Annotated in this window: 29 protein-coding genes; 14 read left to right on the forward strand and 15 right to left on the reverse strand. The window is 37.9% G+C overall.

The window, feature by feature from the left end; translation table 11 throughout:
* Positions 1 to 4 precede the first annotated feature (4 nt).
* On the forward strand, positions 5 to 826 hold the full coding sequence (locus JG738_RS00695; protein ID WP_201337887.1) for a metallophosphoesterase: 822 nt from the start codon (positions 5 to 7) through the stop codon (positions 824 to 826).
* Here JG738_RS00695 and JG738_RS00700 read toward each other — a convergent pair.
* From JG738_RS00700 to JG738_RS00725, 6 genes are read right to left on the reverse strand one after another with little or no spacing between them, the layout of a single operon-like run.
* On the reverse strand, positions 812 to 1,744 hold the full coding sequence (locus JG738_RS00700; RefSeq protein ID WP_201337888.1) for a D-2-hydroxyacid dehydrogenase: 933 nt from the start codon (positions 1,742 to 1,744) through the stop codon (positions 812 to 814). The genes JG738_RS00695 and JG738_RS00700 overlap by 15 nt on opposite strands.
* Positions 1,745 to 2,167 carry a secondary thiamine-phosphate synthase enzyme YjbQ gene (locus JG738_RS00705; protein WP_201337889.1) on the reverse strand — a complete coding sequence of 141 codons (423 nt, stop codon included), beginning with the start codon at positions 2,165 to 2,167 and terminating at the stop codon, positions 1,745 to 1,747.
* Positions 2,164 to 3,330 carry a formate-dependent phosphoribosylglycinamide formyltransferase gene (gene purT, locus JG738_RS00710; protein ID WP_201337890.1) on the reverse strand — a complete coding sequence of 389 codons (1,167 nt, stop codon included), beginning with the start codon at positions 3,328 to 3,330 and terminating at the stop codon, positions 2,164 to 2,166. The genes JG738_RS00705 and purT overlap by 4 nt, the downstream gene beginning before the upstream one ends.
* Positions 3,308 to 3,784: a hypothetical protein gene (locus JG738_RS00715; protein WP_201337891.1), complete on the reverse strand. Its 477-nt coding sequence runs from the start codon at positions 3,782 to 3,784 to the stop codon at positions 3,308 to 3,310. The genes purT and JG738_RS00715 overlap by 23 nt, the downstream gene beginning before the upstream one ends.
* Positions 3,775 to 4,428, reverse strand: coding sequence for a class I SAM-dependent methyltransferase (locus tag JG738_RS00720; protein ID WP_201337892.1), 654 nt, complete (start codon positions 4,426 to 4,428; stop codon positions 3,775 to 3,777). Before JG738_RS00720 ends, JG738_RS00715 begins: the two co-directional genes overlap by 10 nt.
* Positions 4,425 to 5,060, reverse strand: a complete 636-nt coding sequence (locus JG738_RS00725; protein WP_201337893.1) for a class I SAM-dependent methyltransferase — start codon at positions 5,058 to 5,060, stop codon at positions 4,425 to 4,427. Before JG738_RS00725 ends, JG738_RS00720 begins: the two co-directional genes overlap by 4 nt.
* A gap of 80 nt (positions 5,061 to 5,140) precedes the next feature.
* Here JG738_RS00725 and JG738_RS00730 point away from each other — a divergent pair, with 80 nt between their 5' ends.
* The 6 genes from JG738_RS00730 to JG738_RS00755 all read left to right on the forward strand — a co-directional run bounded on the left by JG738_RS00730 (position 5,141) and on the right by JG738_RS00755 (position 14,004).
* Positions 5,141 to 7,483 carry a cytochrome C gene (locus JG738_RS00730; protein WP_201337894.1) on the forward strand — a complete coding sequence of 781 codons (2,343 nt, stop codon included), beginning with the start codon at positions 5,141 to 5,143 and terminating at the stop codon, positions 7,481 to 7,483.
* A gap of 110 nt (positions 7,484 to 7,593) precedes the next feature.
* A complete protein-coding gene (locus JG738_RS00735; protein ID WP_255536053.1) occupies positions 7,594 to 9,291 on the forward strand; it encodes a copper resistance system multicopper oxidase in 1,698 nt (565 codons plus the stop codon).
* 9 nt (positions 9,292 to 9,300) lie between these two features.
* Complete coding sequence (locus JG738_RS00740; protein ID WP_201337895.1) at positions 9,301 to 9,984, forward strand: copper resistance protein B; 684 nt, start codon at positions 9,301 to 9,303, stop codon at positions 9,982 to 9,984.
* Between the two features lie 298 nt (positions 9,985 to 10,282).
* Positions 10,283 to 10,834, forward strand: coding sequence for a LemA family protein (locus tag JG738_RS00745; RefSeq protein ID WP_201337896.1), 552 nt, complete (start codon positions 10,283 to 10,285; stop codon positions 10,832 to 10,834).
* Entirely contained in the window at positions 10,831 to 12,657 is a 1,827-nt protein-coding gene (locus tag JG738_RS00750; RefSeq protein ID WP_201337897.1) for a DUF2207 domain-containing protein, read from the forward strand. The genes JG738_RS00745 and JG738_RS00750 overlap by 4 nt, the downstream gene beginning before the upstream one ends.
* 246 nt (positions 12,658 to 12,903) lie before the next feature.
* On the forward strand, positions 12,904 to 14,004 hold the full coding sequence (locus tag JG738_RS00755; protein ID WP_201337898.1) for a hypothetical protein: 1,101 nt from the start codon (positions 12,904 to 12,906) through the stop codon (positions 14,002 to 14,004).
* Between the two features lie 192 nt (positions 14,005 to 14,196).
* Here the strand turns inward: JG738_RS00755 and JG738_RS00760 are convergent, their stop codons facing one another.
* The 8 genes from JG738_RS00760 to JG738_RS10375 all read right to left on the reverse strand — a co-directional run bounded on the left by JG738_RS00760 (position 14,197) and on the right by JG738_RS10375 (position 18,246).
* Entirely contained in the window at positions 14,197 to 14,829 is a 633-nt protein-coding gene (locus tag JG738_RS00760) for a hypothetical protein (RefSeq protein WP_201337899.1), read from the reverse strand.
* Positions 14,829 to 15,455 carry a hypothetical protein gene (locus JG738_RS00765; protein WP_201337900.1) on the reverse strand — a complete coding sequence of 209 codons (627 nt, stop codon included), beginning with the start codon at positions 15,453 to 15,455 and terminating at the stop codon, positions 14,829 to 14,831. The genes JG738_RS00760 and JG738_RS00765 overlap by 1 nt, the downstream gene beginning before the upstream one ends.
* A gap of 20 nt (positions 15,456 to 15,475) precedes the next feature.
* On the reverse strand, positions 15,476 to 16,513 hold the full coding sequence (locus tag JG738_RS00770) for a hypothetical protein (RefSeq protein ID WP_201337901.1): 1,038 nt from the start codon (positions 16,511 to 16,513) through the stop codon (positions 15,476 to 15,478).
* Positions 16,510 to 17,079 carry a hypothetical protein gene (locus JG738_RS00775; RefSeq protein WP_201337902.1) on the reverse strand — a complete coding sequence of 190 codons (570 nt, stop codon included), beginning with the start codon at positions 17,077 to 17,079 and terminating at the stop codon, positions 16,510 to 16,512. Before JG738_RS00775 ends, JG738_RS00770 begins: the two co-directional genes overlap by 4 nt.
* A 250-nt stretch (positions 17,080 to 17,329) precedes the next feature.
* Entirely contained in the window at positions 17,330 to 17,542 is a 213-nt protein-coding gene (rpsU, locus tag JG738_RS00780) for a 30S ribosomal protein S21 (protein ID WP_011979679.1), read from the reverse strand.
* Between the two features lie 51 nt (positions 17,543 to 17,593).
* Entirely contained in the window at positions 17,594 to 17,800 is a 207-nt protein-coding gene (locus JG738_RS10365; protein WP_370583666.1) for a nucleotidyltransferase substrate binding protein, read from the reverse strand.
* 22 nt (positions 17,801 to 17,822) lie between these two features.
* Entirely contained in the window at positions 17,823 to 17,933 is a 111-nt protein-coding gene (locus JG738_RS10370) for a nucleotidyltransferase substrate binding protein (RefSeq protein ID WP_236583173.1), read from the reverse strand.
* A 94-nt stretch (positions 17,934 to 18,027) separates the two neighbouring features.
* Positions 18,028 to 18,246, reverse strand: coding sequence for a nucleotidyltransferase family protein (locus JG738_RS10375; RefSeq protein ID WP_370583667.1), 219 nt, complete (start codon positions 18,244 to 18,246; stop codon positions 18,028 to 18,030).
* Positions 18,247 to 18,379: 133 nt separating this feature from the next.
* Between JG738_RS10375 and JG738_RS00795 the strand changes: the two genes are divergently transcribed.
* The 7 genes from JG738_RS00795 to JG738_RS00825 all read left to right on the forward strand — a co-directional run bounded on the left by JG738_RS00795 (position 18,380) and on the right by JG738_RS00825 (position 24,436).
* Complete coding sequence (locus tag JG738_RS00795; RefSeq protein ID WP_201337903.1) at positions 18,380 to 19,405, forward strand: cytochrome-c peroxidase; 1,026 nt, start codon at positions 18,380 to 18,382, stop codon at positions 19,403 to 19,405.
* A 60-nt stretch (positions 19,406 to 19,465) separates the two neighbouring features.
* The gene (locus JG738_RS00800; RefSeq protein ID WP_201337904.1) at positions 19,466 to 20,485 is read left to right on the forward strand and encodes an aldo/keto reductase; all 1,020 of its coding nucleotides are present in this window, start codon (positions 19,466 to 19,468) and stop codon (positions 20,483 to 20,485) included.
* Positions 20,486 to 20,613: 128 nt separating this feature from the next.
* Positions 20,614 to 21,237, forward strand: coding sequence for a recombinase family protein (locus tag JG738_RS00805; protein ID WP_201337905.1), 624 nt, complete (start codon positions 20,614 to 20,616; stop codon positions 21,235 to 21,237).
* 2 nt (positions 21,238 to 21,239) lie between these two features.
* Positions 21,240 to 22,673: a cytochrome c oxidase accessory protein CcoG gene (gene ccoG, locus JG738_RS00810; protein WP_201337906.1), complete on the forward strand. Its 1,434-nt coding sequence runs from the start codon at positions 21,240 to 21,242 to the stop codon at positions 22,671 to 22,673.
* A gap of 9 nt (positions 22,674 to 22,682) precedes the next feature.
* Positions 22,683 to 23,042 (forward strand): NifB/NifX family molybdenum-iron cluster-binding protein, encoded by a 360-nt coding sequence (locus JG738_RS00815; RefSeq protein ID WP_201337907.1) that lies wholly within the window; start codon positions 22,683 to 22,685, stop codon positions 23,040 to 23,042.
* The gene (locus JG738_RS00820; RefSeq protein WP_201337908.1) at positions 23,039 to 23,257 is read left to right on the forward strand and encodes a hypothetical protein; all 219 of its coding nucleotides are present in this window, start codon (positions 23,039 to 23,041) and stop codon (positions 23,255 to 23,257) included. The genes JG738_RS00815 and JG738_RS00820 overlap by 4 nt, the downstream gene beginning before the upstream one ends.
* 9 nt (positions 23,258 to 23,266) lie before the next feature.
* A complete protein-coding gene (locus tag JG738_RS00825) occupies positions 23,267 to 24,436 on the forward strand; it encodes an NAD(P)/FAD-dependent oxidoreductase (protein ID WP_201337909.1) in 1,170 nt (389 codons plus the stop codon).
* Between the two features lie 14 nt (positions 24,437 to 24,450).
* Here JG738_RS00825 and JG738_RS00830 read toward each other — a convergent pair whose 3' ends face one another.
* A complete protein-coding gene (locus tag JG738_RS00830) occupies positions 24,451 to 24,831 on the reverse strand; it encodes a hypothetical protein (RefSeq protein ID WP_201337910.1) in 381 nt (126 codons plus the stop codon).
* Between the last annotated feature and the right edge of the window lie 4 nt (positions 24,832 to 24,835).

The raw sequence follows: 24,835 nt of genomic DNA on the forward strand, positions 1-24,835 counted from the left end.
AGCTATGCAACGTAGAGACTTTCTCAAAGCTACATTGACACTCCCTCTTGCATTTCCATTATTTGCAAAAGAAGATGAAAAGCTTCGCTTTCTTCACATTACCGATTCTCACATGGATCTGAGTATGCCTCATACTGTTAAGGCGATGGAGCATCTGGCTGATGTTGTTAATACCCGCTTTTCTCATATAGATTTTGTTCTCTTTGGTGGAGATAATTTTAATAATACGGCTCCTAGTGATAAAGATGCAAAAATATTTAAAGCTTTTCTAGAAAAGATGAAAGTACCATGCTACTGTGTAAGAGGCAATAAGGAATCCTCTCCAAAAGGTGATAATAGTATTGATGCTGGTGAATTTGCAAGACTCTTTTTTGATCAAAAAGGGATGAGAGTCTCTGGCAGGGACTGGATGGTGGAGCATAAAGGATATCTGATTTTAGGGCTTGATAGTACAATTGAGCATAGCGGAGCTGGTATCTATACAAAAGAGACGATTACTTTTGCTAAAAAGGCTTTAAGCAAAGGTAAGCCTACCATTATATTAAATCATCATCCATATCTTAACTATTGGCATGGAACTGATCCAAAAGATATTCATAAATACGTTTTGCAAAATACAAAAGAGGTGCAAGAGCAGCTTTTTAGATATCCGAATCTCATTTTGACTCTTTCAGGGCATAAACATATAGATAATGTGAGTCGCATAGGTCACGTGACAGCAATTGCTTCACGTGCTTTCAAAGCTGCTCAGATCCTCTACCAAAACCCAATGCGTTATATCGAGATTGGTAGAGGAGGCATAAAAGAAAAACTAATTACAACTTAAAAACTCCTCTATGTTTTTGATAATAGAAGCAAAGAGTCTCTGCCTTGCTTCTATACTTGTCCAGGCGATATGGGGTGTGATGAGGAGTCGATCTTTATTTTCTATTTGCAGTAGAGGCGAATCTTTTGAGAGCGGCTCTTTTTGGGTTACATCGAGTCCCACATAGATCTCTTTTTGATCAATTATATCGGCGAGTGCTTTTTCATTGATAATACCACCTCTACCGAGATTGAGTAAAATGACTCTGTTTTTGAGTTTTTGTAGCTGCTCTTTTTGGATGAGATTTTTTGTCTTTTCATTCAAAGGAGTATGGATAGAGATAATATCGCTTGTAGCTAGAAGCGTATCGAGATCGAGATGTGTGTATGGGTTATTGAGATTTTGCCCGCTTGTTGAGTGATAGACCACCTCGCATCTAAAACTTTGTGCTACTTCGGCTACTCTTTTACCAATTGCTCCCATCCCAATAATTCCCCATCGCTTATTGAAAATTTCAAGAAAGGGCTTATTCAGGCAAGTAAAAATCCCAGATTGACTCCATTTACCACTTTTTACATACTCATCATAATAGGGTAGATGCTCTATTAAGTAGAAGGCCATAGCAAATGTGTGCTGTACAACACTCTCAGTTGAGTAGCCAACTACGTTTTTAACTGCTATGCCTTTTTGTCTGGCGAAACCAAGATCTACGTTGTTCATTCCTGTAGCAGCGATGCAGATGAGTTGTAGATTTTTCGCAATATTGATAGCTTCTTTATCGATAACTACTTTATTGGTAATGATAATATTGGCATCTTTGATTCTTTGTAGTTTCTCTTGGTCTGAGGTCGTAGGATATACTGCGACTTCGCCAAAGCGATTGAGCAAAGAAAAGTCAACCTCTCCAAGTGTTTTAGCATCTAAAACCACGATTTTCATCTACTCTCCCATCAATGTAACATAGATTTTTCTATTACCTGCAAAGTCACGATGCTCACCAAGGTAGATCCCCTGCCAGGTTCCTAGGACAAAGCGTCCAGTATTGATAGGAATAACGAGGAAGTTACCATAGAGGCTGCTTTTGATGTGTGCAGGCATATCTTCACTTCCCTCTAATGTATGAGTGTAGTAGGGTTCATTTTCTGGTACGAGTTTTTGAGTAAATGCAAAAAAATCGTTGCGAACGTTTGGATCGGCGTTTTCATTAATAGTAAGGCTTGCACTTGTGTGCATTAAAAATAGATGCGCAATACCAGCATGATAATCGGAAAGTTCGGGCAAGTGCTCTAGTACCTCATGTGTAATGAGATGAAAGCCTCTTGGGCGGGCTTTGAGGGTAATGAGTTTTTGTATTATTTTCATGCATCACTCACTTTCTCGATAAGTTCTTTTGCTTTTTGTAAGGCATTATTACTTGTATTATCCATTGTAAGTACTACAGCCATGCGGCGCCCTTGGTGAGACTCTGGCTTACCAAATATGCGCAAAAAACTCTTCTCATTAAAAAGGCTCTCATCTACTTCAAACACTGGAGCAAAGCTCTCATTTTTGGCTTTGTATGCTGCACTTGCTCCTGGAGTGTAAAAATGAAAATTTAGAGGAAGTCCCAGGACTGCACGTACATGCAAAGCAAACTCGCTTTGGCTTTGTGTAATCATTGTTACCATTCCTGTATCGTGTGGGCGAGGGGAGACTTCACTAAAGAAGACCTCATCTCCTTGAATAAAGAGCTCCACTCCAAAAATTCCTCTACCACCCAATCCATCAGTTATTTTTTTAGCTATGTTTTGTGCTTTTTGGAGCGCAACTTCACTCATCTCCATAGGTTGCCAGCTAAAGATATAATCCCCATCTTTTTGAATATGGCCAATAGGTGGGCAAAAAACAGTGCCAGTTTCGTTTCTTGCTGTAAGTAGTGTGATTTCATAATCAAAGTGAATAAACTCCTCTATAATGAGCTCACTCGCATCCCCTCGTGCCTCTTTGGCAATCTCCCACGATTTTGCAAGATCGGCTTCGCTTCTAGCGATGCTTTGTCCATGTCCTGAAGAGCTCATGACAGGTTTGATGACGCATGGAAAGCCAAGTTCTTTTGCTGCAGCTTCGAGCTCTTCAAAACTTTTAACAAACCGATATGCGCTGGTTTTTAGCCCAAGCTCTTCAGCTGCAAATTTACGGATATTTTTGCGATTCATAGTTTTATTCACAGCTTCAGCATTTGGAATAACTCTAAAGCCCAGTTTTTCAGCTTCAAAGAGAGCATCGATATTGATAGCTTCGATTTCTGGGAGGATATATGTTGGTTTTTCCCGTAAAATTACTTCTAAAACTTGCGCTTTGTCTTTCATATCGATAATGTAACTGCGATGAGCTACCTGGTGTGCTGGAGCATCTGCATAGCGATCTACTGCTACCACTTCAATGCCTAGCCGCTGCGCTTCGATAGCAACCTCTTTGCCAAGCTCACCACTGCCAAGAAGCAAGAATTTTATGGAGTTGTGTTTAAGGGGGGTTGTGAGTTGCATAAGACTCCTTTTTTTGACAAATTATAACTTTTTTTACATTATGTTGAGATAGGGGGATTTGTATTTGTAGATAGTTTTTGTTTTTTCTATCTTCTAAAAGGTCTTGTAACGATATTTTGAGGGGAAAAGAGGTTATAATTTTTGCATTGTCAAAAAAAATTACTACCCATCCTTTTTGTATAAAAAGAACTTTATCTTTTATAGATGGATTTTTTCCTTTAAGATAGTAAATAGTATCAGGACTGCAAATGGTTTGCAAAGTCTTTTGAAAATAGTCTTTGCGATTTTTGATATCTTTGTGCTTGAGGCGCTTTTTGAGATGTTTGAAGTAATCTTTTTGGCTAATCCAGAGGCGTACAAAGCTATTTTGATTAATTTTGCTGAGGTTTTGCACAATCTTCTTATCAAGAAGTGTAAAATGGCGAAAAATTTGAACGTAGTTTTTTACTTCCATTTTTTTGCTTTGAGGAGTCTTACATATCCACCAAAAGAGAAACTCTCTTCAAAATCACCAAATCCAAAAGATTCTAGCATCTTTTTCGTATCACGCTCTATAAAGTCTTGGGCTAGGGGACACTCTACTTTTTGAATTGGAAAACGCACATACCAAGGGGCTTTGTCCACATCAAAATTGGCATAATCGAGTATAGCAAAAGTCCCATGAGGTTTGAGAGCATTGTAGGCGTTTTGTATGATGATATCTCTTTTGTCTTGGATAAATCCATGGAGTACAAAAGAGATAAAGACGACATCAAACTCCTCTTTGAATGGTAAAGGGGAGTCTATGCGAAGATTTTCGAGCTTAATATTTTGATAAGCATTGCAGTTACGCAAAAACTGCTCTTGCATCTCCTTGCCAATTTCAAGTCCTACTATCTCTCCCTCATCTCCTACATATCGATACATGAGCAGAGCATTTCTCCCTGTACCTGCTCCAAAATCAAGTATCCTCTGTCCCTTTTGAAGGTTGAGATTTTTTATGGCTTTGCGTATAAAGAAGGGGTAGTAACCAAAGGTAATAATATCCATGAACCTATCGTAAAACTTTGCTTCAAATCCTTTGACCTCTACTTTGCTCATCTCTTGTGTGAGATTCATAACTTCTTCCTTGCAAGTAGACTCAAAAATGCACCTCCTTTTTTACAGCCATCATATATTTCAAAACTTAAATGCTCAAGATCTGATCCAAAGAGGGTTTCAGTACACTTTTTTACAATAAATCCATGCTTTTTGAGAAGCTTAAATATCTCTTTTTTGCTAAAAAATGTTGCCTCTTTATAAAAACGGCTCTTATCTTTGTTTTTTTCATACATTTTGCCTAGTTCTGAATCGCGATCTACAAAAGCGATGAGCAGATATCCATCATCTGTGAGGATACGTTTAGCCTCTTGGAGGGTTTTGTCGATATCATCTACAAAGCAGATAGTTGTTACCATGAGCACAAGATCAAAGCTCTTATCTGCAAAAGGGAGGTCTTCAGCTTGCGCTTCTATGACTTCGATACCTCTTTGCTTGGCAATGTGCGCCATATTATGTGATGGCTCTACGCCCAGCGTAATACCAAGTGGCGCTGCAAAACGTCCTGTTCCTACACCAATTTCAATTGCTTTTTTAAAAGGAGGAAGAATTTTTTTGATTGCTTTGAGTTCTGTTTGATAAATCTTATCATGTTCATCAAACCATCTGTCATAATACTCGAAATTTTTTTCAAAAAGCTTCTCTTTTGGCATTGCAACTCCTTTTGCTTTTATTATTATACGCTTTTAAGCTTCAAAGGGTGATAATAGAGAAAAAGCTATAAGGATTATTTATGAAAAAGCTTTTGGCTTTTGCCATTGTAAGCGTGCTTGGCTGGGCAAATAACTGTCTTGAGTGCCACAAAGGAATCGAAGATATTCGTGACCCTCATAGCGGTATGGCAAAGGCTATCGCCAAGAAGGCAGCGGAGGCTGGCTTTGATGGTAATAGCTGTATTGTCTGTCATGGTGGGAATCCTCAGGCAATTACAAAAGAGGAGGCACACAAGGGGACTATTGCTTACTTTTTAAAGCATGAAGGTCCCAAAGAGTTCTATCCCGATCCTGGAAGCGCATGGATCAATAAAAACACCTGCGGGATGTGCCACAAAGAGCAAGTAAGTACCCAGATGAATAACCTCATGAACACCGAACAAGGAAAGATCCAGGGGGCATTGTGGGGATTTGGATGGAATATAAGAGAGCATAAATACGCTAACTATAATCTTACAAATCTGCATAAAAGATTAGGTTCCAAAACATATCAAAACTATATGAAGCGCCTTTCTCAAAAAGAGCCGCAAGTCTATATGAAAAAAACAATAGAGCTTCCGCCCGCACCAACTATTGAAGAAGTTGAAAAGAATCCAAAACTAGCTGCCATCACATATCTGCGCCAAGAGTGCTTACGTTGCCATACTGCGAGCAAAGGGCGTAGCCGTAGAGGCGATTATCGTGGGATGGGGTGTAGTAGCTGCCATATACCATACTCCAATGATGGATACTATGAAGGAGGTGATCCTACGATCCCTAAAAATGAGCCAGGACACATGCTGGTACATCAAATTCAAGGTACGAGAGATGCCAAAGTCCATATACATGGTCTTACATATAGCGGTATTCCAGTAGAGACTTGTACTACCTGTCACAATCGTGGTAAACGCATAGGGGTAAGCTACCAAGGACTCATGGAGACAGCTTACAATCCTACATTTGATAAGCATGGCAAAGGACAGCCAAAACTCCATACAAAGCACTATCTGCATATGAGTGAGGATGTACACTACAAAAAGGGAATGCTCTGCCAAGATTGCCATACATCAATCGATATGCATGGAGATGGGAAAATTGCAGGAAGTACCTTAGCTCCAGTGGAGATAGAGTGTCAAGACTGCCACGGTACACCCTCAAAATATCCTTGGGAATTGCCTTTAGGATATGGGGATGAATTTGGACAAAAGCTAGATAATAAACCTCGTGGTGTGACAAAAACTCTAGCAGCATACCTCAAAAAAGGAACACACTATGAGCCAAAAGATGGATATCTGCTCAGTGCTAGGGGCAATCCACTGCCAAATGTTGTGAAAGTTGGCAATGAGGTTGTGGTGCATCTTGCAAGCGGTAAGGATCTTACTTTGCAGCCACTTAAAAAATTAGCTAAAGAGCATAAGCTCTCCCAAGCGGGCGAAGTTGCAATGGTGCAGATTGGCAAGCATATAGAGGAGATGGAGTGCTATGCATGCCATGACACCTGGGCGCCTCAGTGCTATGGATGCCATGTGAAGGTGGACTATAGTAAAGGTAAGAAAAATGTGGACTGGCTCGCAGTCGCACATGCACATGATATTCACGGAACAGATGCAGCCAAGCGCAAAAATCTCAAAGATTATCTCATTGATGGTGAGGTAACAGAGACGAGAAGTTATTTGCGATGGGAAGATCCAATCTTGGTGCGTAATGGTGAGGGACGCATCGCTCCTGCAATCCCTGGATGCCAAGTGAGTGTGACGGTAATTGGAAAAGATGGAAAGGCAATTTTGCAAAACCATATTTTTAAAACAAAAGATAATAACCAAGAGGTACTAGCAATAGATATGGCACCAGTGCATTCGCACACAGTACAAAAAGAGGCAAGAAGCTGTGAGAGCTGCCATAATAATCCAAAATCTATGGGATTTGGCATTGATGATGGCAAAGTCTTTGGAGATCCGAGTAAACCACTCATTGTCGATCTCATGACTGCTGATGGCAAAGTGATACCTAAAAAGATTACTATCCAAAAACCGGGTATTAAAAATCTGCATTTTGATTGGAGCCGTATCATTGATGAGAATTACACCCAGCTTGTAACAGTGGGACATCATTGGGGTCTCTCACGTGCTTTGCATAAAGATGAGCTTGATAAACTGGATCGTCGAGGTGTTTGTATGAGCTGCCACCAGACAATTCCCGATAAAGATTTGGCAGTAAGCCTCATGGTACATGTAGCACAGACAGCAAATATAAATATCAATAACGATATGCATAAAAATATCTTGCATAAAAATTTATTGCTGAGTGCATGGGTGCAAGTTGGAGGAGGTGTATTAGTTCTTGTAGGGGTATTCTATTGGCTTATACGTAGAAAGAGGAGGTAAACTCCTCTAAACTCCAAACTTTTTCTCCTCTTTCCTTCCTTCATTCCACATATCTTGCACATTTTATCTCTATAATAGATGTAATATAAAGATAAAAAAGGACCGGGATCATGAATCATCTATCTAGAAGAGATTTTTTGAAAGGTGTTGCTGCTTCAGGATTGGCGTTGTCGAGTATCAATGTGCATGCGAAGAGCTATGGTGTCATTGAGAGAAAAGAGACTACTGAGCTAAGCGGTAATGTTTTTTATCTTACAATCAATAAAACTCTTGTAAATGTGACAGGTTCTCCTTCAATAGCAACTACAATCAATGGAATGCTACAAGGCCCAACTCTGCGATGGAGAGAGGGAGATGTAGTAACAATACATGTAACAAACTATCTCGATGAGCCCTCTTCGATTCACTGGCACGGCATAATCCTTCCTTATCAGATGGATGGAGTTCCAGGTATTAGTTTTGATGGGATTGCACCGGGTGAGACTTTTACCTATACTTTTAGAGTGCAACAGAGTGGGACATTTTGGTATCACTCTCATTCAGGATTCCAAGAGCAGACCGGGGTATATGGAGCCATAGTTATTGAGCCAAAAGAGAAAGAGCCTTTTACCTATGATAGGGAGTATATTGTCTTGCTTTCAGACTATTCAGACGAAAAACCTACCACAATCTATAGAAAACTCAAAATTGCATCAGATTACTACAACTTTAATCAAAGAACGGTGGGTGATTTTTTTGCAGAGGTGAAGGAGAAAGGATTTTGGGAAGCATGGCAAGCAAGAAAGATGTGGAATCAGATGCGTATGTCAGATAGAGATCTATCCGATGTTATGGGATATACCTACACTTTTTTGTTGAATGGGCATGATCCATCCAAGCCCCTTCAGGCATTGTATCGCGCTGGCGAGAGGGTGAGACTCCGCTTTATCAATGCCTCTTCAATGACATTTTTTGATGTTCGCATACCTGGATTGAAAATGCGTGTAGTTGCAGCAGATGGAAATAATGTGCAGCCAGTTGAGGTTGATGAGATACGACTGGGTGTTGCTGAGACGTATGACGTGATTGTTGAGCCAAAAGATTCTCAGGCGTATGCAATCTTTGCTCAAGCAATGGATAGAAGTGGTTATGCTCTGGGCAATCTCACAACAAATCCAAAGATCTACGCAAAAGTGCCAAAACTTGATAAACCTCAGCCATTAACTATGGCAGATATGGGAATGGGTATGCATATGCCAGGTATGAAAAAGATGCCAATGAAACACAATAAATATGCTCTCAAAAAGCCTGTTCTTATTACAAAACTGCCAATGAGATGGGGTGTGGGGACAACTATGCGGGCAAAGAATCCCCAATATAGACTCAATGATCCAGGAGTCGGGCTGCGTAATATTGGTAGAAGAGTATTAACCTATGCAGATTTGCGCTCACTGCGCTCTACAAAAGATGACAAATATCCAGATAGAGAGATCATTTTGCATTTGACCGGAAATATGGAGCGCTACATGTGGTCGATAAATGGCATTCCGTATCATGAAGCGGAGCCTCTTAGGTTTCGCTATGGAGAGAGAATACGTATCACCTACATCAATGATACGATGATGAATCACCCAATGCATCTGCATGGAATGTGGAGTGATTTGGAGACGGGGGATGAGAATCATCTTGTGAGGAAACATACTATTATCTCACAGCCTGGATCAAAGATAAGCTTTCGTGTTACTGTAGATGCCAAAGGTGCATGGGCATATCACTGCCATCTTCTCTATCACATGAAGGATATGTTTAGGAAAGTAGTAGTTACATAAGGAGAAGATATGAAAAATCTATTTTTACAATTGCTGCTTTTTGCTACACTCATAAGCTCTGCATTGGCTGGTGGGGGAGGAGATATATTGCGAGCAACTTTTACAGCAGATAGTCTTGAGTACCAGGCAAATGATGAGAGAGCAATATATTGGGACACTTACGGATATATCGGCTATGATATTAATAAACTCTATTTTTACAGTGAAGGTGAAAAGCCTCATGGAGAAAGTGCCAATAGCGAAAACCAGCTTCTCTATTCTCGTGCAATCGCACCTTTTTGGGATCTGCAAATAGGAGTGGGTTTAGATAGAGCAAACGAAAAATATAAATCATGGGCTATTGTTGCCCTTGCGGGATTGGCACCTTACTTTTTTGAAACAAGAGCTGCACTTTTGGTTGGTGAGAATGGAAATATGGGACTTAGAATCGATCTTGAGTATGAAGCGCTTTTGACACAAAAATTGATATTAACTCCAAAAGTGAGTACTGAGGCATATATAAAAGATGAACCCCGCATGGGGTATGGTGCAGGGCTTTCTAACCTCACTATAGGAGCGAGGCTTAGATATGAGATCAAAAGGGAGTTCGCACCCTATATAGGAATAGAGTGGAGTAAAAATTTTGGAAATACAAGAAAGTATTCACCTTTAGATGAAGCCTATTTCGTAGGAGGAGTGAGGTTTTGGTTTTAGTACAATCATTTCATTACACATGAAAAGTATACAGAGCTTTTCTTAATATTTTAATGGATAAAGAATTATCTCATTGTAGAGTAAATTGTAATATTCTCCTAGCCCATAAATAAAAAAGAATCTATTGTATAGATACGAAGTGTGGGGATTTAGTATGGGGTTACTATAAAAAGTAAGGATTGTTATAAAAATATTAAAGATTTGATGTCAATGAAAATGTAGATATGGACAATTATATTTTGCTAAAAATATATACAATTTAGTTACAATTGTATAAGAATATTGCAAAGGATATATAATGGCTTTTTGGATTTTTCTAGCTATTGTAGCAGGTATTATTGTCTATTTCATCAGTGTTTACAATGGGCTTGTTGCGCTAAGAGAAAGGGCTGAGGCTGCTTGGAGCGATATCGATGTGCAGCTTAAAAGGCGTCACGATCTCATCCCTGCGCTTGTTGACACAGTCAAAGGGTATATGGATTATGAAAAATCGACGCTCAAAGAGGTGATTGAAGCGAGGAACCAAAGCCAAAAAGCAGCCTCACTCAAGGAAAAAGCCGATGCTGAAGAGCATCTCTCAAGCGCATTAGGGCATATCTTTGCATTAGCTGAGAGCTATCCCGAACTCAAAGCAAATACAACTTTTCTCCAACTCCAGCAAGAGCTCTCCAATATAGAAGAGGCGCTTCAAAATGCAAGGCGCTACTATAACGCGGTTGTGAGAGATTACAATGCCAAGATTGATAGTTTTCCAGATATGCTTATAGCCAAAAGATATGGTTTTACTCCAAAAGAGTACTTTGAGCTTGAAGATGCAAAAACAAAAGAGATGCCAAAAATAGAGTTATGAAAAAAATCCTCCTCTTTTTCATCGCTTTTGTTATTAGTTGGGCAGAGCATATAGAAAATTTTAAAGTCGATCTTACAATCTATCCCGATGGATCACTCCATGTACAAGAAGATATTGTTTACAATTTTGGTTCGCTCTATCGCCATGGTATCTATAGAGATATACCAAATACTATAAAAACAGACTTTTTACCAAAAGATATAGGACTATGGGATTTCAAAGTTTTGGTAGATGGACAAGAGAGTCCTTTTGAAATTATTCATATGCAACAAGCCATTAGAATAAAGATCGGCGATCCAAACAAAACAATTACTGGAAAACATCACTATACCATCAGCTACAATGTAGCAAAAGGTGTGCTCTATCAAGATGAGATGCATGATGCTGTACGTTGGAACGCCATTGGGACAGAGTGGAGAGTACCAATCAGTTACGCAAAAGTCACCGTACACCTTCCACCGATTCTTTCAAAAAGTAGTATTCAAATGCGTACCTTTTTGGGAAGATATGGTTCAACAAAAAGCACTGCCTCTTTGCAGTGGCTTGATGATTATACCTTTGAAGTAGAGGCTCAGAAATTCGATCCTCATGAAGGCTTAACTGTAGAAATAGCGTTTCCAAGAGGTCTGCTGGGTCAAAGCGGATTAGAAAATCAGCATATGGGATTATTAGATTATGCCAAAGCATTCATGCAGTATCCTCTATTGCTTTTATTTCTGCTCTATCTCTTCTTTTTTTATAAGGAGCATGCAACTTCATTTTCTTTTTCTATTCATCCAGTATATAAACCTCCCAAAGATATAGGTGTCTTGGAAGCGGGACTTCTTTATGATCGATTTGCTGAGACAAAAGATTTTCCAGCTTCAGTAATAGAACTTGCAGTAAAAGGATTTGTAAGTATTGAAGAAAAAGATCAAGAAGGATTTTTTGTAAACAGAGAGACTCTTATTAAAAAGACTGCAAAAAAACCGCGAAATCTCACCCCTGCGCAAAATATTCTCTATTTTCAGATTCTTTTTCCTTATGGCGATACATTTATTCTCAAAAAAGATGAGGATATTGCACAACGAATACGGAGTGGCTTTCAATCAATAAATCAGCTTCTTTATGATTGGAGTGTTAAAGAGGGCTATTTCCAAGAAAATCCACAAAAGCTTAGAATAAAATTTCTTGCCTTTTCCATTTTTTTGCTGCTTGTAATGTTTATTGTAATAGTTCTTGTGACACATCGCATGACGGATATCCCTCTTCTATTTTCTATTGGTATACCGTCTCTGTTTGTTGGCATAGGAGTATGGAGACTTTTTCGGGGGAGGGGATTAGAGCGCTTTTTGGGTCTTTGGTTTATCTTCATAGGTGGAGCTGTTATGATCGGTTTTATTGCATCTTTCTCATGGCAAGATATTTTGCTTTCTCCTATCCCTTTTATTCTCATAGGAGTGGGAGCTATTTTTTATATCTATCGTCATATTGGTCTTTATACGCCAAAAGGAGTAAAAGTTTATCGAGATTTACTAGGTCTTAAAGAGTTTATTCAAAGGGCAAAAGCAGCACAAATAAACTACTTTTTACAAGAAGATCCCTACTTTCTTGATAAATTGCTTCCTTTCGCAATGTTATTTGATCTGACAAAACACTGGCTCAAATTTTATGAGCAGTTTCATTCTACCCAACCCTCTTGGTATCACGGCAATTTTTATCATATGCATGAATTTAGTGAGAATACATCTGCAGTAGCTGCATATGCTCCATCGAACTCTGTAGGTGGTGGAGGGAGTTTTAGTGGTGGTGGATCTGGTGGAGGAGGCGGTGGATCTTGGTAAATCATTAGTAAATAGATTTTTGCTGAATATAATGTATATTCAAATAATTTTTTAAAATAATTTTAAGACTTATCAATATTCGCTTCTTTTGCTGCTATATTAATGAAATGCGACAAATGTAAATCTTAGAAACTAGCCATTCCTATTTTCTTGGAATAAATAATTACCTTTTTGCATTTTAATCAAAAAATGTAATATAATTTATTTAATATAAAATATTAAAAAAAATATTAAAAAGGATTAAAAATGAAAAATATAGTAGTAGCTTTAAAGAAAGATCATAGTTTTAGGCAACTAAAAAGACTATTTTTACTACCTTATCTATTTTTTTTCTTTTTATTTGCCTTTACGGCTCAAGGTCAAGATTTTAGAAAAGGTATAGGACCATTAAGTAATGGGCCAAATTTCGGCATGGGATTTGGGTTATTTTCTCAGGGACAACTGCCTTCTTGGATAAAGCCTGGATTAGTAGTCTACTATAGAAGTGAAGGTGGAAATCGAGGTGGAGGTTCTGCTAGTTATCTAGTAAGGTCGACTGCATATGTGGTTTGTGCTGTGGAACCAAATAGAGTTCTTGGAATAGAAGTGCAGGCTAGCAAAATGGGTGTTTCGTTTATTCCTAAAGTTTTAGGTAAAAGAGGCGATGGTCTTTTTTGGGTAGATCCTCAAAGAATGGCAGCAATGCTTTCCCCTCAATCAATTGAGCAGGCAAGACGTCAAGGTATTGCCATTAGTGGACAGCCTGGACTTGTCATCTTTGAATATGCACCTCGTGGAAAAGGAGTGACGAAGCAAGTTATTAAATATGATGTGAGATCTGGTCTTGTGCTAGATTTTGAAACTGTTTCATGGAGTGGAGTTGAAACCGCCGGCTCAACTGTAACTAAAGTATCGTTTTTGCAAAAAGGTAGTGTGCAGCTTCCTTCATTGCCATCACTTCCAGCAGCTGCTAGGATGAGTGCTCTTTATCAATTACAGACAGTTGAGCAATATACAGGAATGGCAGTTCCAACTGGGCGCATTCAGGTACAACCTATGGGCAATGATGGAGAACTAGCCAGATTTAATATTACAACTATGGATAATAGTAGCGCACCGCTAAATTCCAAAGAAGCATGGGGGCTCCGTTTTATGGGCCCTCACTATTATCATCCTGTGCTTTTACATGGCTATACTCTTTCATTGCCTGGCATAGGTGTTACAATGGTAGCAAAAGGCAGTCAAGTATCAGTTTCTTGGAATGGTGTAATTTGGGGCGTTGCTACGGTTGATCCAAGAACTGGTTTGGTTTTTTCATTTCAAAACAAAATATTTGGAGGTATGACAACAGGTACTTTGATTCGTTAAAGATTTGAATATTTAATGAAAAATACGGAAAGATTATAAACATATTAAGTAGTAATGTTTTCTTTATACAAGATAAAGAAGAGTATACAAAATATAATTTATGCTTTGCGATATTAACTACTCTATGCGATGAAAGGAAATACTTTTTAATAGTAGTAAAAAAAATCTATACTTTTGCAAGTATAGATGAAATTACTTTTTAATATCTACCGTTTTTGACTTTTCTTTATAAAATAGTGCAATGAGCGCTAATACAAGAGCGATAAAAATCAAACCGATTCCTATATAAGTTACTATAGAAATTCGTTGAAAAATGGTTGGTTTAAGAAAGTACTCTAAAACTTTTTCGTCAAACTCATTAGTTGTTAAATGAGCTTTTTTTGCTCTTTTAGGAAGTTTTAATGAGATGTCATACTCTGCTGAAATATTTCCTTCGTTTTCTGTATCAGTAAAAAACCACTCGGTAGGCGAGATTTTTCTTGGGGTGAATTTCTTTTCATATTTGAAATGCCAAATACCATTGCCTTTATATTTTACAACTCCTTTTGCGTCGAATGAGAATATCATTGTCCTCTCGATATCATTGCGTTTGAATGAAAAATTGGTAAGTTCATATCCTGGCAGAGAGGCTATAATTTCTCTTTTAAGAAGTGCAGGGTTGTTTCCATACTTTTGAACGAGCATTTTCCATTGAAAAGCAGTCGCTTTTTGCGTCCATGTAATTTTTGCGTCTCCACATTCATTAACATTCACATCTAATTGAATAATAATCTTTTCAGCAAATAAAGAGAGTGTTAGAAGGATTAAAACAAATATCTTTTTCATTATCGCACCTTAAAACTATTTTTTATTAAAATCAACTCCGGAGTATTGAGCTGATTTGAAGTGGAGCTCAATACAAATCCAACTACTCCTTGACTTGAATGCGTAAAATATCCTACCCAATTCACTTGCATTTCCCTTGAACTTTTTATTCCAGCATAACGCTTATATACTTTTCCATTAATATTTACTTCTCCTGCTGGTTGATAGTTCATTTGTCCACCCATTTGTATCGTTAGATTGTAGAGCATAGAAAATGCCTGATCTATATTTTGGGTATTGTTAAATATATAGACTTCTGCATCTTGTATACCTTGAGGGTCTACTGCTAAAACTTTAAGATAAGGAACATAGGGATTTGGTGTAGGCAATATTTGCCAGTTAGAGGGATATTGAAAACTAAAAAGTCCAGAAGGATCCTGATATATTTGAGCTGAAGGTGCTGGCGTTGGTACCGGTGAAGGTGTCGGCATTGGCGCTGGTGAAGGCGATGGTGCTGGTGACGGTGACGGTGCTGGTCCCACCATTAATTTATTAAATATCTCATCTATCTTTTTTCGAAGTGTTGGATCATCTTGAAGATCAGGAGGTCTATATCCTTTTCTATGAAGGTCATTTATATGGAGCATTGAAATTGGACGTGCGCCGTTTATGGCATACCACTCATAAAATTTTGTACATTTTTCATTCCAACTTCAACAGCTTGTTGAAAACTCAAGCTTCCTCCAAGTCCCGCTCCCCCAACACCTGTAGCTTCGATAGCGATGATTTGGTTTCCAACAATTACACCAGGAAAGGCATGATTTTCTGTTGTAAATATTACTGTGTCTAATCCGGCAGATTCTGCAACACTACAAAAAAGTGTACTAAGTTCTATACATAGTCCTGCTCCCCCAGTTAATACTTCTCTTGGAAGACGAACATGTTGTACTATTGTAATCTTATCGCCTATCTTCTCTGGCAGTCCAAGTGTACCCCCATACACAATGCCTGCAGCTCTTTCAAAGTTATAAAGAGCTTCCATAAAACGTAGAACCTCTTGTGTTCCTGCACCTGCGCCAGCAGTAGAACCTTGCAATACATTTTTTTGCAGTTGTTGTGTAAAATATTTAATGACGGGATCTTCTGGTGTAACGAAACAGCTAATGAGTTTGTCATTTGTATAAAGATCATATACAGAAGAGATCTCTTCAGGAGGAGTATCTGTATAAATGAGCTCATTTCTTCCTCTAATTTGGAAATTTTTCCTTTTGACAAATTCATAATTTTTTACCCCGTCATTATAACTATATTTGATTTCTAATTTTGCTGGAGTAGCATTTAAAATATTGAGTATCTTTTCTGGAAATTGGGGATAGAAAAGATCCACTACCGTTTGACCAGGTAGAACTTCCCCATACTCCATTGGAGTTGTCCACTCTATAAATTTAGGTACACGGTAAGAGATTTTTAAATTTTTGATATATCCTTTTCCACTATTATGAAAAACCACTTTTGCAAGATAATATTTTCCATTTTCTACTTCAGGATTTCCATATACCTTGTAAGCCATAGGCATAATTGCATCTCTTACATATATTTTCGATTCAAGTTCTCCACGATTTTTGAAATAGGTAAAGCCTAAAATAAGTAAGATAATACCTAATAATGCTAATGCTCCACTAGCAATAAGTAATTTCTTTTTCATTTATTTCCTTTATTACTCGATTTTATTGTCTTTTTACATCTATATGCTCTGACGGATTCCCGATAAAGTTTTCCATTATCAATAATAATATGTTTAAAAGGCGTAATTTGTGCGTTGAGCGTCTTTTTTAGATAAGGATCATATACCTTTACAAAACGGCTGTGAGATGTGTCGAAATAGGAGTTTATATAACGTATTCCATGTGAGGCAGCCTTTTTTTTCAGTGCTGTCATCTCCCTTTTTTTTGTTTCATATATCTCTTTAAAAATGATGCTCTTAACATTAAGTCCTTTAGGGAAAAGAACACTTATCCATCCTATTGGTTTGCACTCTTTGGGAACAATAGGAGTATTAAGATCAATAACTGACTTTTTTGGTATTGGTCTTCCCAAGTAAACAGTTTTTGGAAAATATTTTTTAAAATTTATCAGATAAGGATTTTTTTTCGCTTTTTTGCTTGTGAAAATATTTTTGATATTTGTTTTAAATTCTGTAAAAGATTTTTGAGAACATCCCTCAAATGCAAGAAAAAGTATAATTGAAAAAAGAAATGCTAACTTTTTCATTTTTCTCCCTTCCTTTATTGTCTTGATTATAATTGATCTAAACTTAAAAATAAGACAACTTTCTTCTTTTTTTATGCTGACTTTTTTATAAAATAAATGATCTTTTTAAGAAAAATATAGAGTAGCATTTTGTTTTTAAGGAGATTTATAAATACAGGAATTTTTTGTATCTCAAACATTAAGAAGAGATTTTTTTGCCAAATTGAGAAGTAATTACCATTGAAGTAGTTTCGGCCAGAAGGCCGAAGTGCTACAGACGAGATTCGTATCGTCTGAGCATGTAGAGTCGTTTGAGCATTTTCTTGCGTGCCGCAATCTTCTCTTTTTTTCGTCTTTCGGTCGGCTTTTCGTAAAATCTACGAGCACGAGCTTCTGTGACGATCAAGTTTCTATCAACTTGCTTTTTGAAAAGGCGGTACGCTTCCTCAAACGACTGATCAGGTCTAACGAGGATGCCAGGCATACTGACATCACCCCCTTTCAGGTTAAGATTGGGCAATATTATACCACAAAATTAGAGCCATTTTTTGAAGTTAATGTTGTTAAGATATGAGATATAGACCTTTTTGGTTCTTTCAAATATCTCTTCACTTCTTTTTTGGTCATAAATATGTGAACTAAGATTCCTATTTTCCACCATATTGAGTATGATTTCATCATCACCAATAAGGTGAGCTCTATAAGCCTCTTTAATGCAGTTTCTAGGCGAAAAATACTCAATTCCTTGATACGCAAGAACTGCTTTAAGCTTTCCAAAGCATCTCTACAGTAAACTCAAATCGCTGCAATATCCCATCTTTATCAAGTTCATCTTGTGCTATATCGATAGCTTCTTGGAGCCTCTGTCTAGCCATCTCAAAATTTTTTATTTTAATAAGTACATCACTTTTTCATAAAGAACTTTTCCCTCTTTTTCTATTTTTTTTTGGAAATTTTTATCAACTTCATTCAAAAAAACAATTCCACACTCAGTAACCTACTTAACTTTTCAACTTCCTCTTTGAGTTTTCTTTTTGAGCGAAAATCGATTGGTAAATCAATAGCAATGTCTATATCAGACTGTTTGGTAGCATATCCTTTTGCACGAGAACCAAAAAGTATTATCTTTTTAGGATGGTATTTTTTGAGATAATTGATGATTGCTTGAATTTTTACTTGCGGATTTATCTTTTTTTCATCATTATAACCTTTATCTCATTCAAAAAATTATAGCACACAGAGTAAAAGGAAAAAAATTATTAATGAAAATTTAATATTAATAATGATAAAATTATGCCAAAATATAAAATAAGGAGGAGCTATGAAGATAGCAAAAAGTGTAGTATTAGCAACTGCATTAATAAGTGTTAGTGCTTTTGCAAAAGATGCTTTGATTGAAAAGGCAAAACAGGCTGGTTTGCAGCCAATTCCACAAGAGGTGAGCAAACTTTTCAAGTTAATTGATAATCCTCAGAACCCTATTACAAAAGCAAAAGTTGAGCTTGGTAAAAAGCTCTATTTTGACCCACGTCTTTCTCGCAGCGGTCTTATTAGCTGTAATACATGTCATAACCTTTCTACCGGCGGAGATGACAATGTACCGGTAGCAACTGGGCACAAATGGAGACACAATCCACACCACCTCAACTCTCCTACAGTCTATAACGCTGTTTTTAACCAAAAGCAGTTTTGGGATGGTAGAAGTCCAGATCTTGAAGACCAAGCGACTGGACCAATTCAAGCAGACGTAGAGATGAATATGCCAAAAAATTTGGCAGTAAAAGTTGTTAAAAGCATTCCAGAATACAAAGAAGCGTTTGCAAAAGTCTATCCTGGAGAAGAGATTACAATTAAAACAATCGGTAAAGCGATTGGAGCATTTGAGCGAACTCTTGTGACTCCTAGCCGCTATGATGACTATCTTAATGGGGATGAAAAAGCTCTCACAGAAGCAGAAAAAGAGGGTCTTAAAACATTCATCGAGGTTGGATGTGCAAGCTGTCATAACGGTGTAGGACTTGGTGGTGGTATGGCACCATTTCCGGCAATTGGAAAATATAAGTATGCGAATATTGGCGATTTCAAAGGCGATAAGAATGGTATGGTGAAGGTGCCAACACTAAGAAATATACTTGAGACTGCACCATATTTCCATAATGGTGCAACCTACGATATCAAAGAGTCAATTGAGATTATGGCTGAAACACAGCTAGGTAAAAAACTTACTAAAAAACAGATTGACTCAATTGCCACATTTTTTAAAGCACTTACTGGTAAAAAGCCATATGTGCGCCTTCCAATGCTTCCAAACAGCACTCCATCAACTCCAAAACCTGATCTGAACTAATCTTGGGGCTTTTGCCCCAAAAGCTAACCTTTTTGCTACAATAAAGCAAAAAGGTTTTACATGGAATATCGCTATATCGGCAGATCCGGCCTTCGTGTAACTTCTATCTGTCTTGGCACCATGACCTTTGGTTCCACGACATCAAAAGAAGAAGCTTTCAAGATTTTAGACAAAGCCTACGATTTTGGAATCAACTTTTATGATACGGCGGAGCTTTATCCTGTGCCTCCTGATAGCAAATGGACTGGCAAGACAGAAAAGATCGTAGGTGAGTGGCTTAAAACCAAGCCAAGAGATTCTATTATTCTTGCTACAAAAGTAGCAGGAGCTGCAAGTGGATGGTTTGTACCGCCTATTCGCCATGGTCTTACAGCAATGGATCGCTTTCATATAAAAAGGGCAATTGAAGGATCATTAAATAGGCTCCAAACCGATTATATCGATCTGTATCAGATGCACTGGCCAGATACGGTAGTGCCGATAGAAGAGACGATGCGAGCTTTTGATGAGCTGGTACAAGAGGGAAAAGTACGATACATCGGGACTTCTAACGATACTGCTTATGGTCTTACGAAAGCAAACATGGTAGCCAAGTACGAGGGACTTGCACGGTTTGAATCGATTCAGAACAATTTTAGTCTGCTCAATCCCAGATTCTTCGATGAACTTGAGACGGTTTGCAGAAGGGAAAAAGTAAGTCTGTTGCCATACTCACCTATTGGCGGTGGTATCTTAAGTGGAAAATACAACAAAAAGTTTATTCCTGAAGATGCTAGATTTTCGCTTTATCTCAAGCATCCTGTAAAAAGAGTACGAGAGCATGCGAAGCGATTTTTCAATGATAAAACCCTTGGCTTTACTGCTGAATATCTTGAAATTGCAAAAAAATATGAGATACATCCTGTTACTTTAGCTGTTGCTTATAGCAAACATTTTGATTTTGTAGCTTCTACAATAATAGGGGCAAGAAAGCTTGATCAACTTGATGCAAGCCTCGCTGCTATGGATCTAAAACTCTCCCGAGAAATCCTCAAAGAGCTGACTGCTTTGCAAAAAAAGTACTGCTATCCTATGGGATAGCAGGAATAGTAAAAAATTTTTTTCCTAAAAACTGACGAAAAAAATAATAAAAATACTTGACTTTTTTCGCCAATAGTTTTATAATAACTTCCATTAATTAAAATCATAACTAAATTGGATGGTTTGCTATGAACTATATCTATATGCGCTCTAAAAATGATCGCTACTCTATAGCCATGCAAGAAAAATCTATACAAGATTTCTTGCATAGTCATAATATTACAGAGTTTGCGGAGTATATCGAAGTTGCCCCAGTTTCTTTAAAACTGGATGAGCGAATGGAACTCAAAGAGTTTATTCACTCTTTAAAAAAAGGGGATCATATTATTCTCTATGATCTTCGTGTAATTTCTCCAAGGGTAGGGGAAGTTGTGCAGTTTCTTAATTGTATTTTTAGTCATGATTTAAAGCTAACCATAACAAAATATGCGATAACAATAGAAAAAGATACCCCGGCACATATAGTAATTTCACTTTTGAATCAACTAAGAGAGGAAAACAGAAGTGAACCTATTCACAAAGGGCGACCAAAAGGGAGTATTTCAAGATCTAAATATGATGTATATAGAGATAAAATCATTCAGATGTTAAAGGAGGGAAAAAGTGTGAGTCATATAGCGAAAAGTTTAGGAGTAAGCAGAAGCTCCATACGAGATTATATAGCAAGCAGAGAGCTGGATAAAATTGTGATGGGTGAGATATCTAGCCCTAACATTCCAAAAATATCATGCAAAATCAATAATAAAGGATAAAAATGGCAACTGCAACAGCAAAACCGAACCGAGCCAAAGAGTACCTCAAGAACTGGATACCATACAGATATAAGAGGTATATAGTATTTGGGCTCGTAACAGTAATCAGTTTGGTGCTGCCGTGGATACGTATAAACGGTAATCACTTCTTTTTGTTAAACTTTGATCATAAACAGCTGCACCTCTTTTTCGTGCGCTTTGATATGCAAGAGCTCTACTTGATGCCGTTTTTGCTGTGGATTCTCTTTTTTGGGATCTTCTTTATTACCACTCTAGGTGGGCGTGTCTGGTGTGGATGGAGCTGTCCACAGACAATCTTTCGTGTGATTTATAGAGACTTGATAGAGACAAAACTGCTGCATCTGAGAAAAAGAATTAGTAATAAGCAAATTGAGCCAGATATGAGTAAACCAGAGAATAAGGTGAAAAAGCTTATAGCAATCTTGCTCTGGTCAGTGCTAGCTTTCATCGCAGCAGCAGATTTCATCTGGTACTTCGTACCACCAGAGGACTTTTTCCAATATATTCAAGATCCAGCAAACCATACCATTTTGATGGGGTTTTGGATTGGAACTGCCCTCTTTTTAATCGCAGATGTAGTATTTATTAAAGAGAATTTCTGTATCTATATCTGCCCTTACGCAAGAGTGCAGTCGGTGCTCTATGATGAAGATACATTCCAAACAGTCTATGACTATAAAAGAGGTGGACGTATCTATGATGAGCATGGAAACCTCATAGTGCATAATAAAAAAGAGCTCAAAGCCCAAAAAGAGGAAGCTGAGTGTACCTTGTGTGAATCGTGCGTAAAAGTGTGTCCTACCCATATCGATATACGTAAAGGGATGCAGCTAGAATGCATTAACTGCTTAGAGTGCGCAGATGCATGTACAAAAGTGATGGGAGCTTTAGGAAAAGAGAGCTTGGTGCGCTGGACAAGTTACCATGCATTAGAGACTGGTGAGAAGACAAGAGTCTTTCGCTTTAGAATCATTGCATATATTGTTATGCTCACTATTGCATTTGTAGCACTCTTTTGGATGGGAAGTAAAAAAGAGCATATGCTGCTCAATATCAATAGAACAAGCCAGCTCTATAAAATAGAGCCAGATGGGAGAGTAAAAAATACATACGTATTCCTCTTCCAAAATACAGAGAATAAAAAGCATAAATACTACTTTGAAGTAGTAAACAATAAAGATATTAAGATTGCAAGACCAAGTAAACCATTTAGTGTAATACCTGGTAAAAAAGTAAAAAAAGTTGTCATACTCTATACAGATAAAGTATTGGTGAAAAACACCCAAAAAGATACACCAATACCAATCAAGATCAAAGCCTATGCGGTTGATGATCCGAAAAAGATTGTAGTCTATAGAGATACGATCTTTGTCTTCCCTCGTTGGGATATTTATCAAAAACATATTAAAAAGTAGGACAAGAGTATGAGAATCGCAGTTCCTGTGAAATTTAATAGGGATAATCCACCTCTGTCGCCTCTTTTTGGGCATGCAAAATGGTTTGCATTTATAGATGATGGAAAAATAACAATTGAAGCCAATCCTCATGATGGAGGATTGGCTGTTGTTGAATGGCTGCTACATAGGGGAGTTGATGCAGTTATTACACAGCATATCGGTGTAAAACCTTTTGCTCTTTTATCGCAAAATGGGGTTGCGATTTTTTATCCTGGAGAGGGTAGAATTTTACTTAGTGATGCATTTGAAGGTTTCCAAAAAGGAAACCTCCAAGCAATTGATCAAAATAATATAGAAAACTTTGTACGGCATCAGGGGCATGCATGAAAAAAGAGGGTTTTAACGAACAGGGAGAACCAACACTTCGAGAATTAGAGGATTATGAAGGAAAAGCTTCACCTGAAAAGCGTAAAGCTATCATGTGGGTGATAATTACAGGGTTATTGCTTGGTGTTTTTTACACTTTGGCCAAACACTACTTTAAAGATGTGGGGTATGAAGAGGTAAAAATTCCGCAAGCAGAGAGAATTTTACACTACTAGGAGTCTGCTATGAAAAAGGTGATTGTATTAGGGGGTGGATTTGCCGGAGTTGAAGCGGCAATCTTTTTGAGAAAAGAGGGGTTTGCAGTTGATCTCATCTCACCAAGACCCTATATGTATATCTATCCTACTTCTATATGGGTTCCTGTATATGAGGCAGAGTTTGCAGATGTCTGTTTACCACTAGAAGATTTGCAAAAGGTGCACGGGTTTACTTGGATCGAAGATGAGATAGTACAGATTGAGGCCAAGAATAAAAAAGCAATTGGCAAAAAGGGTGAATATCAAGGCGATTTTTTGGTAATCGCTATGGGAGCTGGTAAAGTCAAGCATGAGGGAAGTGAAAACTATCTCTCAATCTGTGGTGAACCAGAGGATGCTATAAAGATGCGTGATCGTATAGATGAGCTAGTAGCAGCAAAACGAAGTGGTAAGATAGCTATGGGATTTGGAGGCAATCCAAAAGATAGCTCGGCCGTGCGTGGAGGACCAGCATTTGAGATGATGTTTAATCTCCATAATTATCTTAAGAAAAAAGGTCTTCGCGATCGCTTTGAGCTCACATTCTTTGCTACCATGGCAGAGCCTGGTAAGAGACTTGGACCGCAAGCGTTAAAAATGATGGATCTCTTTTTCAATAAATTACATATCAAAAAACATTTTGGCAAAAAGATTAAAAGATTTGAGCCAAATGGCATAGTTTTTGAAGATGATAGCTTCTTAGAGAGCGATTTTACAATGTTTATACCAGCAAATGCTGGTCATCCAGTGTTTCAAGATTCTGATTTACCACTCAGTGATGCTGGATTTATTTTAGTGGATGAGTATTGTGAAGTAAAAGATAGGCCCGGAGTCTATGCAGTGGGAGATAGTGCTTACATTGAAGGACCGCAGTGGAGAGCAAAACAGGGACACATTGCTGAAGTAATGGCACGCAACAGTGCAAACAACATTGCAATAGATGCAGGTGTAAAAGTAGGGAAGAAAGAGAGCTACATTCATCATCTCAATATTATCTGTGTTATGGATAGTGGTGATGGTGCAGCTTTTGTCTACCGTGATGATAAGCGGGGCTTTATGCTTCCTCTGCCTATTGTTGGACATTGGCTCAAAAAGGGTTGGGGCTGGTACTGCCGCAACTCAAAACTAGAAAAGATTCCAAGATTGCCAGGGCTTTGATCCTGGCACAAAATTCATAAAAAACTTTTAAAAAGTGCGTGGCAACATTTTCCGCTAGGATTGCGTATTCCACATGCGCAACCTTTGGCTTTTTTCTCTTTATATGCAGTATAGCTATGTGTATTGATATCTTTGATACGATAATCAAAGCAGTAGCAAACAGTAGCTTCAAGATCTCTTGATTTTGCGGCAGTGGGGCGTATGAGATCTGCATTATGCCATGTTTGCAAACCACAAAAATAGACAACGTCGCATGCAGGGTTTTTACAGTAGAAATACTCTTTACTTTGATCTAGATTTTCAATAGTTCGAAGATTTGCCAATATATTTTCATATTTTATTTTTTTGCCTTCATTTTTGCATGATGGGCATCTATTTGGGAGAAAAAACTGCATCTTT

Source organism: Nitratiruptor sp. YY08-26 (genome assembly GCF_016593215.1).
GTDB classification, from domain to species: domain Bacteria; phylum Campylobacterota; class Campylobacteria; order Campylobacterales; family Nitratiruptoraceae; genus Nitratiruptor; species Nitratiruptor tergarcus.